The 13424-nt window shown below is 64.7% G+C and carries 7 protein-coding genes; 3 read left to right on the top strand and 4 right to left on the bottom strand.

Annotated elements, in window-relative coordinates; genetic code table 11:
* Window positions 1-475: 475 nt before the first annotated feature.
* On the top strand, window positions 476-5113 hold the full coding sequence (locus ABHF91_RS04810; protein WP_409423081.1) for a glutamate synthase-related protein: 4638 nt from the start codon (window positions 476-478) through the stop codon (window positions 5111-5113).
* Window positions 5113-6579 (top strand): glutamate synthase subunit beta, encoded by a 1467-nt coding sequence (locus tag ABHF91_RS04815; protein ID WP_409422331.1) that lies wholly within the window; start codon window positions 5113-5115, stop codon window positions 6577-6579. The genes ABHF91_RS04810 and ABHF91_RS04815 overlap by 1 nt, the downstream gene beginning before the upstream one ends.
* A gap of 74 nt (window positions 6580-6653) precedes the next feature.
* On the opposite strand, the gene ABHF91_RS04820 is transcribed toward ABHF91_RS04815, so the two are convergent.
* On the bottom strand, window positions 6654-6956 hold the full coding sequence (locus ABHF91_RS04820; protein ID WP_409422332.1) for a YkgJ family cysteine cluster protein: 303 nt from the start codon (window positions 6954-6956) through the stop codon (window positions 6654-6656).
* A gap of 3 nt (window positions 6957-6959) precedes the next feature.
* Window positions 6960-8339, bottom strand: a complete 1380-nt coding sequence (gene dbpA, locus ABHF91_RS04825; protein ID WP_409422333.1) for an ATP-dependent RNA helicase DbpA — start codon at window positions 8337-8339, stop codon at window positions 6960-6962.
* A 219-nt stretch (window positions 8340-8558) separates the two neighbouring features.
* Here dbpA and ABHF91_RS04830 point away from each other — a divergent pair, with 219 nt between their 5' ends.
* Entirely contained in the window at window positions 8559-10370 is a 1812-nt protein-coding gene (locus tag ABHF91_RS04830) for a carbohydrate-binding domain-containing protein (protein WP_409422334.1), read from the top strand.
* A 46-nt stretch (window positions 10371-10416) separates the two neighbouring features.
* Here the strand turns inward: ABHF91_RS04830 and tkt are convergent, their stop codons facing one another.
* Complete coding sequence (gene tkt, locus ABHF91_RS04835; protein WP_409422335.1) at window positions 10417-12417, bottom strand: transketolase; 2001 nt, start codon at window positions 12415-12417, stop codon at window positions 10417-10419.
* Complete coding sequence (tal, locus tag ABHF91_RS04840; protein WP_409422336.1) at window positions 12414-13379, bottom strand: transaldolase; 966 nt, start codon at window positions 13377-13379, stop codon at window positions 12414-12416. The genes tkt and tal overlap by 4 nt, the downstream gene beginning before the upstream one ends.
* Window positions 13380-13424 lie beyond the last annotated feature (45 nt).

Consider the following 13424-nt stretch of genomic DNA (forward strand, 5'->3'; position numbering starts at 1 on the left):
ACACATGTCGCGACCCAGCCGGAAAAGGCGAGCGTAAACCTCTGTTTTATTCCGCATTTAACTTTTCCGTGAGAGCTATCTGCTGAGGTGTGGTAATAATCTAAAAATAATGCATATTTTTTCTTTTGGGTCTTCTCCGTCATTTGCTCTGTTTTTTGGCGTTATCGCAAACGTTTCATCTATTGTTGCCAAAAATGTTAGATAGTTTGTTAATGATCAGCGGTCCAGTGTGGTGATGCGCCATGAGGGGGCGGGATGCACCAATTTGACCATCTTTATATAATTGCATGATATATAAGGGAAAATATCACATTTTCCTCGTTGAGACGGTAGGGTTGCCTGCCTTGAATTGGGGCGGGAATCACAGTATATTCGCCAGTTACAAACCCTCAGAGTGATTGCCGAAGCTGGCCCCGCCAGCTTTTTTTGCCCTCTGCGGATGGACCCGAGTACAGATTGAGAGGAATCAAGCGTGATGGAATCGGCGGTACCCGAGCGCCAGGGGCTTTACGACCCTGCTAACGAACACGACGCCTGTGGTGTAGGCTTCATCGCCCACATGAAAGGGCAGAAGAGCCACAGTATCGTTGAACAAGGATTGTTGATCCTGAAAAACCTGGATCACCGGGGTGCCGTGGGTGCCGATCCTCTGCAAGGGGACGGCGCCGGCATTCTGATCCAGATTCCGGATGAACTCTATCGCGCCGAGATGGCCAAGCAGGGTGTGGCGCTGCCGCCCTACGGTGAATACGGCGTCGGCATGCTGTTCCTGCCCCGTGAAACCGCCTCCCGCATGGCCTGCGAAGAAGAATTCGAGCGCGTGGTCCGTGCCGAAGGTCAGGTGGTGCTGGGCTGGCGGGATGTGCCGGTCAATGCCGACATGCCCATGTCCCCGGTGGTGCGGGCCAAGGAGCCGGTGATCCGCCAGATCTTCGTTGGTCGTGGTCCGGATGTGCTGGTGACCGACGCCCTGGAGCGCAAGCTGTATATCATCCGCAAGCGCGCCTCTCACGCCATCCGTGCCCTCAAGCTCAAGCACGGTGGCGAGTTCTACGTGCCGTCGTTCTCCGCTCGCACCGTCAACTATAAGGGCCTGTTGCTGGCCGACCAGGTGGGGGTCTACTACAACGATCTGGCCGATGGCCGCTGCGTCTCCGCACTGGCCCTGGTGCACCAGCGCTTCTCCACCAATACCTTCCCCACCTGGGATCTGTCTCATCCGTTCCGCATGATCGCCCACAACGGCGAAATCAACACGGTGCGCGGCAACGTCAACTGGATGCGTGCCCGTGAGCGGGCCATCAGCTCCCCGGTACTGGGTGCCGATCTGGAGAAGGTGTGGCCGCTGATCTATCCGGGGCAGTCTGACTCCGCCTCCTTCGACAACGCACTGGAGCTGATGGTGATGGGGGGCTACTCCCTGGCCCATGCGGTGATGATGATGATCCCGGAAGCCTGGGAAAAGCACACCCTGATGGACGAGAAGCGTCGCGCCTTCTACGAATACCATGCCGCCATGATGGAGCCCTGGGACGGTCCGGCCGCCGTGGCCTTTACCGATGGTCGCCAGATCGGTGCCACCCTGGACCGTAACGGCCTGCGCCCGGCCCGCTACCTGGTCACCAAGGATGATCTGGTGGTCATGGCCTCCGAGTCCGGCGTGCTGCCCATCGAAGACGCTCGCATCGCCCAGAAGTGGCGCCTGCAACCGGGCAAGATGTTCCTCATCGACATGGAACAGGGTCGCATCATAGATGACAAGGAGTTGAAGGACTCCCTGGCCCACGCCAAGCCCTATGCCGAGTGGATCGAGAAGATCCGCATCAAGCTGGACGAGATCGAAGCCGAATATCAGCCGGTGGAGCACAAGGCCGAGCTGCTGGAGCTGCAACAGGCCTTCGGTTACACCCAGGAAGACACCAAGGTGCTGATGACCCCCATGGCCGAAAATGGCGAGGAAGCCATCGGCTCCATGGGTAACGACGCGGCCCTGACCGTGCTGTCCAAGAAGTCCAAGCCGCTGTACAACTACTTCCGACAGCTGTTTGCCCAGGTGACCAACCCGCCCATCGACCCCATCCGGGAAGAGCTGGTGATGTCCCTGGTCTCCTTCATCGGGCCCAAGCCGAACCTGCTGAACAATGCCGACATCAATCCGCCCATCCGTTTGGAAGTCAGCCAGCCCGTGCTGGGTGCCAAGCAGATGGAGAAGATCCGCAACATAGAGCAGTTCACCGGCCACAAGTTCCGCTCCCACGAGCTGGACATCACCTATCCGGTGGCCTGGGGCAAGGAGGGCATAGAAGCCCGTCTGGCCTCCCTGTGTGCCGAGGCGGAAGATGCGGTGCGCCACGGCGCCAACATCCTCATCATCTCCGACCGCAACGTGGATCCCGAGACCCTGGCCATCCCGGCCCTGCTGGCCACCTCCGCCGTGCACCTGCGTCTGGTGAAGCGCGGTCTGCGTACCAGCACAGGTCTGGTGGTGGAAACCGGCTCCGCCCGTGAGGTGCACCACTTCGCCCTGCTGGGTGGCTACGGCGCCGAAGCCGTGCACCCCTGGCTGGCGGTGGAAACCCTGCGCCAGATGGCTGCCGGCGACACCGAGAAGGCCGACAAGTACATCAAGAACTTCACCAAGGCGGTGGGCAAGGGCCTGTGCAAGGTCATGTCCAAGATGGGTATCTCCACCTACATGTCCTACACCGGCGCCCAGATCTTCGAAGCCGTGGGTCTGCAGAAGGCCTTCGTGGAGAAGTACTTCAGCGGCACCCCCTCCAACGTGGAAGGGATCGGCCTGTTCGAGGTGGCCGAGGAAGCCATCCGCCTGCACCAGGAGGCCTTCAGCGCGGATCCCGTGCTGGCCGAGATGCTGGATGCCGGCGGCGACTACGCCTTCCGCATCCGTGGCGAAGACCACATGTGGACCCCGGACGCCATCGCCAAGCTGCAACACGCCACCCGTGGCAACAAGTACGAGAACTACAAGGAATACGCCCAGATCATCAATGACCAAACCAAGCGTCATCTGACTCTGCGTGGCCTGTTCGAGTTCAAGTTTGCCGCCGAGCCCGTGCCCCTGGACGAAGTTGAGTCGGCCAAGGAGATCGTCAAGCGGTTTGCCACCGGCGCCATGTCCATGGGCTCCATCTCCACCGAGGCCCACACCACCCTGGCGGTGGCCATGAACCGCATCGGCGGCAAGTCCAATACCGGTGAAGGCGGCGAAGACGCCAAGCGCTTCATTCCGGTGAGCCAGCCGACCCTGCTGTCCGAGGTCATCGGCAAGGCCAACATAGCCCGGGATCTGGAGCTGCAAGCCGGCGACAGCCTGCGCTCCGCCATCAAGCAGGTGGCCTCCGGCCGCTTCGGTGTCACCGCGGAATACCTGGTGAACGCCGACCAGATCCAGATCAAGATGGCCCAGGGCGCCAAGCCCGGTGAGGGCGGTCAGCTGCCCGGCCACAAGGTGTCCGAGTACATCGGCTACCTGCGTCACTCAGTGCCGGGTGTGGGCCTCATCTCTCCGCCGCCGCACCACGACATCTACTCCATCGAGGACTTGGCCCAGCTGATCCACGATCTGAAGAACGTCAACCCGGCCGCCTCCATCTCCGTGAAGCTGGTGTCTGAGGTGGGTGTGGGTACCGTAGCCGCCGGGGTGTCCAAGGCCAAGGCGGATCACGTGGTGATCGCCGGTCACGATGGCGGTACCGGGGCCTCCCCGCTCTCCTCCATCAAGCATGCCGGTACCGCCTGGGAACTGGGCCTGGCCGAGACCCAGCAGACCCTGGTGCTGAACCAACTGCGCAGCCGCATCCGCGTCCAGGTGGATGGTCAGATGAAGACCGGCCGCGACGTGGTCATCGGCGCCCTGCTGGGGGCCGACGAGTTCGGCTTCGCCACCGCCCCCCTGGTGGTGGAAGGCTGCATCATGATGCGTAAGTGCCACCTGAACACCTGTCCGGTGGGCGTAGCCACCCAGGATCCGGAGCTGCGCGCGCGCTTCACCGGTCAGCCGGACCACGTGGTCAACTACTTCTTCTTCGTGGCCGAAGAGGTGCGGGAGATCATGGCCAAGCTGGGCATCCGCAAGTTTGATGAGCTGATCGGCCGAGCCGATCTGCTGGACAAGCGTGCCGGTGTCGAACACTGGAAGGCCAAGGGCCTGGACTTCTCCAAGATCTTCTTCCAGCCGGCGGTGGACGCCTCCGTGGGCCGTCTGCACACCGAGCTGCAGGACCATGCCCTGCACAAGGCCCTGGACAACAAGATGATCGAGCTGGCCATGCCGGCCCTGGAGCGGGGCGAGAAGGTGGCCTTCGAGCTGCCCATCAAGAACATCAACCGTACCGCGGGCACCATGCTCTCCGGTCAGGTGGCCAAGCGTTACGGCTACGCCGGCCTGCCGGATGACAGCATCCACGTGAGCCTCAAGGGCACCGCCGGTCAGAGCTTCGCCGCCTTCCTGGCCAAGGGCATCACCCTGGATCTGCAGGGCGAAGGCAACGACTACGTGGGCAAGGGCCTCTCCGGTGGCCGCATCATCATTCGGCCGAATGCCAACTTTGCCGGCGAACCGTCCCAGAACATCATCTGCGGCAACACCGTCATGTACGGTGCCACCGGGGGTGAGGCCTACTTCAGCGGTGTGGGTGGCGAGCGCTTCTGCGTCCGTAACTCCGGCGGTACCGCCGTGGTGGAAGGGGTGGGCGACCACGGTTGTGAATACATGACCGGCGGCACCGTCGTGGTGCTGGGTCAGACCGGCCGTAACTTCGCCGCCGGTATGTCCGGTGGTCTCGCCTACGTGCTGGACGAGCAGGATCAGTTCAGCGAGCTGTGCAACACCGCCCAGGTGACCCTGGAGCGGGTGCTGCCGGCCGCCGAACAGCCGAGCGATGAGCCCAACCACCTGGCCGAGAAGGACGAGGATCTGCTGAAGTCCCTGATCGCCAAGCATGCCGAATACACCGGCAGCCCGCGGGCCAAGGCCATCCTGGCCGATTGGGACAGCTACCGTGGCAAGTTCGTCAAGGTCTATCCGAACGAGTATCGCCGTGCGCTCAAGGAGCTGGCGGCCAAGCAACAAGAGCAGAAGGAGATTGCGTAATGGGTAAGCCGACCGGTTTTCTCGAGTTTGAGCGTGTCAAGGAGACCTACGCACCGGTTGAGGAACGCGTCAGACACTTTGGCGAGTTCGTCCCGACCCTGACGCTGGATGAGGCCAAGCAACAAGGGGCCCGCTGCATGGACTGCGGCATCCCCTTCTGCAACAACGGTTGCCCGGTGAACAACGTCATTCCTGACTGGAACGACCTGGTGTACCGCGGTAACTGGGAGCAGGCCATCCGGGTGCTGCACTCCACCAACAACTTCCCCGAGTTCACGGGCCGGATCTGTCCGGCCCCCTGTGAGTCGGCCTGTACCCTGGGCATCAATGCCGCCCCCGTGGGCATCAAGAGCATAGAGCGCGCCATCATAGACCGCGCCTGGGAGCATGGCTGGGTCAAGCCGCTGCCGGCCGCCGTCAAGAGCGGCAAGCAGGTGGCCGTGGTGGGGTCAGGTCCTGCCGGTCTGGCGGCTGCCCAGCAGCTGGCCCGTGCCGGTCACGCCGTGACCGTGTTCGAGAAGAACGGCCGGGTGGGTGGTCTGCTGCGTTACGGCATCCCCGACTTCAAGCTGGACAAGTCCGTCATCGACCGCCGCATGGCCCAGATGGAAGCCGAAGGGGTCACCTTCAAGGTCAATACCCTGGTCTCCTCCGACCAGGATCTGCCCAAGGGCGTGACCAACGATGCCACCACCGTGGTGACCCCCGCCGAGCTGGAGGCCCAGTTCGACGCCGTCATCCTGGCCGGTGGCTCCGAGACCCCGCGGGATCTGCCGGTGCCGGGCCGTGAATTCTCCGGTATTCACTTCGCCCTGGAGTTCCTGATCCCGCAGAACAAGGCGGTGGCCGGTGATGGTGCCAATGGCATCAACGCCCAGGGCAAGCATGTGGTGGTGATCGGCGGTGGTGACACCGGCTCCGACTGCGTGGGGACCTCCAACCGCCACGGCGCCCTGTCCGTGACCCAGCTGGAAGTGATGCCCAAGCCGCCGGTGGAAGAAGACAAGCCCATGACCTGGCCCTACTGGCCGCTCAAGCTGCGCACCTCCAGCTCCCACGAGGAAGGTTGTGTGCGGGAATTCGCCGTCTCCACCAAGGAGTTTATCGGCGAGAACGGCAAGCTCACCGCCCTCAAGCTGGTGAAGGTGGAGTTCAAGGACGGCAAGCTCACCGAGATCCCCGGTTCCGAGTTCGAGCTGAAGGCCGATCTGGTGTTCCTGGCCATGGGCTTTACCCAGCCCCTGGCCAAGGTGCTGGACAGCTTCGGCGTGGAGAAGGACCCGCGTGGCAACATCAAGGCCACCACAGACGGCGCCGGCTGCTATGCCACCTCTGTGCCCAAGGTGTTTGCCGCCGGTGACATGCGCCGCGGTCAGTCCCTGGTGGTCTGGGCCATCCGCGAAGGCCGTCAGTGCGCCCGGGAAGTGGATCAGTTCCTGATGGGCAGCACGGTCCTGCCGCGCTAAGGCTCTGCCTGCCATAAAAAACCCCGCCAAGCTGCGGGGTTTTTTCTTTTCGGTCCTTGGCTTAAGCCTGGCGGCTAGCAGGGCTGACGGGCGATCAACCCCTCGGCCCGCTCCTCCAGACACTCCTCACCGCCCATGGCGAACTCCCGGCAGATGAGCGGCCGCTGCGCGTAGATGCTGCAGCGCAGGCTGTTGCGATCCAGGGCCGCGCACCAGCCATCATCCTCCCGGCGCATCACGGCCACCTGACCCGGCACCTCGCGGATGAAGCGCGGCGGCACCCCGGTGTCGGTGAGCAGCATCACTTCCAGGCGACAGCAGCAGGCCTCGCAGTTGCTGCAGTCGATGGTTTCGCTGTGGTGGCGGTGAGTCGTCATGGCTTAGGCCAGGCGGCGTACACGGTAGCTGCGGCCCTTGATCTTGCCGTCCTGCAGCCGCTGCAGGGCCTGCTTGGCCACCGCCCGTGCCACCGCCACGTAGGAGAACTGCTCGGTGATCTGTATCTTGCCCACCTGGTCGCCCGTCAGACCCTCGTTACCGGTCAGGGCCCCCAGTATGTCGCCGGCCCGCACCTTGCTCTTGCGCCCGGCGGCGATGGAGAGGGTCACCATGACCGGTTCCCGTGGCTTGAGCTCTTGGGTCAGTTCCGTTAGCTCGCGCACCGGCAGCGGTGCCTGCTGGTACTCCTCGATGAGGTTGACCCGCAGGGCCTCGTTGGCCTGGTACAGGCTCAGGGCCAGGCCGGACTGGCCGGCTCGCCCGGTGCGGCCGATGCGGTGAATGTGGATCTCGGGATCCTGGGGCAGCTCATAGTTGATCACCGCCTCCAGCTCCTTGATGTCCAGGCCGCGGGCCGCCACATCGGTGGCCACCAGTATGGCGGTGGAGCCGTTGGCGAAGCGCACCAGCACCTGATCCCGCTCCCGCTGCTCCAGATCGCCGTTGAGCGCCAGGGCGCTGAAGCCCTGGGCCGCCAGGTGATCGGCTACCTCGCCACAGGCCCGCTTGGTGTTGCAGAACACCACGCAGGAGGCCGGCTGGTAGTGGCTGAGCAACCGGGTAAGGGCGGACAGCCGTTGGCCCGGTGCCACCTCGAACAACTGCTGGTCGATGGCGCCGGCCTGGTGCAATGCCTCCACGGTGACGCTCACCGGATCCCGCTGAATGCCGCGACTGAGCTGGGCGATGCCGTCGGGATAGGTGGCGGAGAACAGCAGGGTCTGGCGCTGGGGCGGCGCCTGGCGGATCACCCGACCGATATCCTCGCCGAAGCCCATGTCCAGCATGCGATCCGCCTCGTCCAGCACCAGGGTATTCAGGGCCTTCAGGCTCAGGCTGCCCTGCTCCAGGTGCTTGAGTACCCGGCCCGGGGTGCCCACCACGATATGGGCGCCGAAGCCCAGGGTCGCCGTCTGGGGCGCCGTGGGGGTGCCGCCGCACAGGGTGACCAGCTTGACGTTGGCCAGGCCGCGGGCCAGCTGGCGGATGGCCTGGGCCACCTGATCGGCCAGCTCCCGGGTCGGGCAGAGGATCAAGGATTGCACCTGCAGCTGGCCGACGTCCAGGCGCGACAGCAGCCCCAGCCCGAAGGCGGCGGTCTTGCCGCTGCCGGTCTTGGCCTTGGCGATGAGATCCCGGCCGGCCAGCACCTGGGGCAGGCTCTGGGCCTGGATGGGGGTCATCTGCTGATAACCCAGGCTCGCCAGGTTATCCAGCAGGGCGGGGGAGAGCCCAAGCTGGGCGAATTCGGTGTTGTTCACGTGGCGACTCTTTGTGGGGAAGACAGGCGCGAGGATCGCGAGGGGGCGCATCATAGCAGAGTGCAGCCGGGATGTGCCGATTATTTCACCATGCCCAGGCCGGCCCCGGTCAGCAGAACAATGATCTGTCTCCGGCTTGCGGGTTAAGCCGTGTAAATGGGCATGGTGCTGACCATTGACTTGGGTATGGTACGGCAAACCGTGACAGGAGGTCCGTTCATGAAGCCACTTCTGACAATAGGGTTGCTGGCCTGCCTGCTGCTGCTCCATGGCTGTGGCGGGGGCGAGTTGACGACCAGCAGCAGCGTCCAGGACGATGAGCAGAGCCAGGACAGCAGTGACGACAGCAGCAGCGATGATAGCGGCAGTACTGATGACAGCAGTACCGATGACAGCAGTGACGAGTCCGATGAGTCCTCGTCGGTGAGTTACAGCCTGCTGGATAATGCCGAGCACGGCCTGGCCAGCGACTACAGCTGGGATGCCACCGACGAGCTCACCATCACCCTCTCGGGCGACAGCGCCACCACCAGTGCCAGCAGCGGCGTCACCATCTCGGGCAGCACTGTGACCATCCAGGCCGCCGGCACCTACCGGGTCAGCGGCAGCCTGGATGACGGTCAGCTGATCGTCGACAGCAGCGGCCTGGTGCGCCTGGTGCTGGACGGGGTGGACATCACAGATTCCACCGGCCCGGCCCTCTATGTGGCGGGGGCTGACAAGACGGTGATCTGGCTGGCGGACGGCAGCGATAACCGCCTGACGGACGGCAGTGAGCGGGAGGATGAGGATCTCAATGCCGCCCTCTACAGCGCCGATGATCTCTCCATCGCCGGCACCGGTAGCCTCAGCGTCAGCGCCAACTACGCCGACGGCATCACCAGCAAGGACGGCCTCATCATCGCCGGCGGCGACATCCAGGTGGATGCGGTGGACGACGGTATCCGCGGCAAGGATTACCTCATAGTGCAGGACGGCACCCTGCAGATCACCGCCAGCGGGGATGGCCTCAAGTCCGACGAGGACGAGGACAGCGCCCTGGGCTATGTGGCCATCGAGGACGGTACCCTGATCGTGGATGCCCAGGCGGATGGCATCCAGGCCGAGACCCAGCTGGAGATCTACGGTGGCACCCTCAACATCACCACCGCCGGCGGCAGTTACGCCAGCATCAGCGACGATGACTCGGCCAAGGGGCTCAAGGCCGACGGCCTCATCTATGTGGCGGGGGATGCCTCCGTGACCCTGGATGTGGCCGAGGATGGCCTCAACTGCAACGACACTATCGTGCTCAAGGGTGGCGAGCTGTCCATCGCCGCCGGGGATGATGGGGTGCACGGGGATCTCAATGTGGAGATCGACGACGGCATCCTGGCCATCAGCCGCTCGGTGGAGGGGATCGAGGGGGAGGTGATCACCCTCAACGGCGGTCAGCAGTCGGTGGTGGCCTCGGATGACGGGGTCAATGTCTCCGCCGCCGATGACAGCAGCCGCAGTGACAGTGAACGCCTGCTCACCATCAACGATGGTTATCTGCTGGTGCAGGCCAGCGGCGACGGCCTGGATGCCAACGGCGGCATCGTCATCAACGGCGGCACCGTCATCGTCTATGGGCCGGCCAGCGGCGAGGATCTGGCACTGGATGCGGATCTGGGGATCTGGGTCAACGGTGGCACCCTGATCGCCACGGGGGCCAGCAACAACATGCTGACGGCGCCGGAGGAGGACTCAGAACAGGTCTCCTTGCTGGTGCAGTTGTCGTCCAGCCAGAGTGCCTCCCGGCTGTTTCACCTGGAGGATGGCGATGGCAACAACCTGCTGAGCGTGGCGCCCTGGCAGGGCTATCAGTCTGTGCTGTTCAGCTCGCCGGATCTGGCCCAGGGCCAGACCCTCAGTGCCTACCTGGGGGGCAGCGATAGCGGCACCCTGGCGGACGGTGTCTACAGTGGCGGCAGCTATAGCGGCGGTCAGCGCTATGGCAGCACCACCTTGAGTGCCCAGTCCAACACGCTGAGCAGCGGCGGCCGTTAAAAAAAGACCCACCGGCAGGTGGGTCTTGGCAAAGGCCAGGCAGGAATCATTGGCTGGAGAGCAGGGCGCGGGTGCGCTCCAGCACATTATCCAGGGTGAAGCCGAACAGGCTGAACAGCTCACCGGCGGGGGCGGACTCGCCGAAGCCGTGCATGCCGATCACCTCCCCATCCAGTCCCGTGTAGCGCTGCCAGTAGTCCGCCTGGCTGGCCTCGATGGCCAGCCGGGCCCGTACCGCCCTGGGCAGCACCCGCTCGCGGTAGTCTGCCGGCTGGGCATCGAAGCGGCGGGTACAGGGTAGTGAGACCACCTGTACCCGGCGCCCCTCCTCAGCCAGCACCTTGGCCGCCGCCATGGCCAGGCCCACCTCCGAGCCCGTGGCCAGCAGCAACAGCTCCGGCGTCCCCTCACAGCCTTGCAGCACATAGCCGCCCTTGGCCACGTCCGCCAGCTGGCTGGCGTCTCTGGCCTGCTGGGGCAGGGCCTGGCGGGAAAAGATCAGCGCCGAGGGACCGTCGGTCCGCTCTATGGCCGCCTGCCAGGCCACCGCACTCTCCACCTGATCGCAGGGGCGCCAGGTATCCAGATTGGGGGTGACCCGCAGGGCCGCCAGCTGCTCCACCGGCTGGTGGGTCGGGCCGTCTTCCCCCAGCCCGATAGAGTCATGGGTGTAGACGAAGATCACCCGCTGCTGCATCAGGGCCGCCATGCGCACCGCATTGCGGGCATATTCCATGAACATCAGGAAGGTGCCGCCGTAGGGGATGAAGCCGCCGTGCAGTGCCAGACCGTTCATGATGGCGGACATGCCGAACTCCCGCACGCCGTAGTGCAGGTAGTTGCCGGTCGGGGTATCGGCGCTGAAGTCCTTGGCCTGGGCGTGACAGGTGAGGTTGGAGGGGGCCAGATCCGCCGAGCCGCCCAGCAGCTCCGGCAGCAGGGGGGCGAACTGGTTCAGGCAGTTGAGGCTGGCCTGGCGGCTGGCCAGATCCTTGGGATTGGCCTGCAGGGTCTGCAGGTAATCGGCCACGGTGGCGGACCAGCGCTCCGGCAAGGTGCCGGCCTGGCGGCGCAGCAGCTCGGCGGCCAGCTCGGGGTAGGCGCCCTGATAGGCGGCAAACTGAGCCTGCCACTGGGCCTGAGCCGCCTGGCCTTTGGCCTTGGCATCCCAGGCTTGGTAGCACGCATCCGGGATCGCGAAGGGGGCATGGGGCCAGCCGAGCCGCTCACGCACCCGGGCAATCTCGTCCTGGCCCAGGGGCGCGCCGTGGCAGTCGTGGCTGCCGGCCTTGTTGGGGGAGCCGAAGCCGATGGTGGTGCGGCAGCAGATGAGGCTGGGGTGATCCACATCGGCCTGGGCTTCGGCAATGGCGGCCGCCAGGGCGTCCGGATCATGGCCATCGATGGCCGGGATCACCTGCCAGCCGTAGGCGGCGAAGCGGGCGGCCACGTCTTCGTTGAACCAGCCGTCCACGTGGCCGTCGATGGAGATGCCGTTGTCATCCCAAAAGGCGATGAGCTTGCCCAGCCGCCAGGTGCCCGCCAGGGCACAGACCTCATGGGAGATGCCCTCCATCAGGCAGCCGTCCCCCATGAATACATAGGTGTGGTGGTCGACGATGTCATGATTGGGGCGGTTGAACTGGGCCGCCAGCATCTTCTCCGCCAGGGCCATGCCCACGGCATTGGCGATGCCCTGTCCCAAGGGGCCCGTGGTGGTCTCCACCCCGGGGGTCAGGCCGAACTCCGGGTGGCCGGCGGTCTTGGAATGCAGCTGGCGGAAGCGCTTGAGCTGCTCCAGCGGCAGGTCATAGCCCGTCAGGTGCAGCAGGGCGTAGAGCAGCATGGAGCCGTGGCCGTTGGAAAGCACGAAGCGGTCCCGGTTGAGCCAGGTGGGATCGGCGGGGTTGTGGCGCAGAAACTGCCGCCACAGCACCTGGGCCATGTCCGCCATGCCCATGGGAGCGCCGGGGTGGCCCGAGTTGGCGGCCTGCACGGCGTCCATGGCCAAAAAGCGCAGGGCGTGGGCCAGTTGTGTCTGGTTCATGCGGTCACCTCCTGACCCAGGCGGGCCAGCAACAGGGCTTCGAACTTCTCCTGATCCTGGGCGAACAGCCGGATCCCCTCGGCCAGCTTCTCGGTGGCCATGGCGTCCTGGTTGTGCTGCCAGCGGAAGGCGGCCTCGTCCAGCGGTGCCGGGCGGGGTTGCAGGGGCAGATCCGCAGTCAGCTTGGCCTGCAGCTCGCCCTGTTCGGCGCTCAGGGTCTCAAGCAGGGCCGGGCTGATGGTCAGGCGGTCGCAGCCCGCCAGGGCCAGCACCTGTTCGGCGCTGCGGAAGCTGGCGCCCATCACCACTGTGTCGTAGCCATGTTCCTTGTAGTAGCGGTAGATGGCGCGCACCGAGGCCACGCCGGGATCTTCGTCGATGGGGTAGCTCTGGCCTGTCTTGGCCTTGTACCAGTCGAGGATGCGACCGACGAAGGGGGAGATGAGAAACCCCCCGGCCTCGGCGCAGGCCCGGGCCTGGGCGAAGCTGAACAGCAGGGTGAGGTTGCAGTTGATGCCCTCTTGCTCCAGCTGGCGGGCGGCCTGGATACCCTCCCAGGTGGCGGCAATCTTGATGAGTACCCGGTTGCGGGGCACACCGGCCTGCTGGTACAGGGCGATGAGCTTGCGGGCCTTCGCCAGGGTGGCCTCCCGGTCGAAGGAGAGGCGGGCGTCCACCTCGGTGGAGATGCGGCCGGGGATCACTTGGCTGATTTCGCAGCCGATGGCCACGATGAGCCGATCGGCGGCCTCGGCGGCCTGTTGCTGCGGGCTGCCGGCACCGTCCAGCTGGGCCAGGGTGCGCTCCAGCAGGGGGGCGTAGTCCGGCAGGCTGACGGCCTTGAGGATCAGGGAGGGGTTGGTGGTGGCGTCCTGGGGTTGGAAGCGGCGGATGGCGGGCAGCTCGCCCGTGTCCGCCACGACCGTGGTCAGCGCGCTCAGTTGTTCCAGTAAGCTGCTCACAGTGACTCCTTGTGCAAAAGAGTCCCCGGCCTAAGCCGGGGAGAA

It is taken from the genome of Pseudaeromonas aegiceratis, assembly GCF_046254905.1.
Classification (GTDB): Bacteria; Pseudomonadota; Gammaproteobacteria; order Enterobacterales; family Aeromonadaceae; genus Pseudaeromonas; species Pseudaeromonas aegiceratis.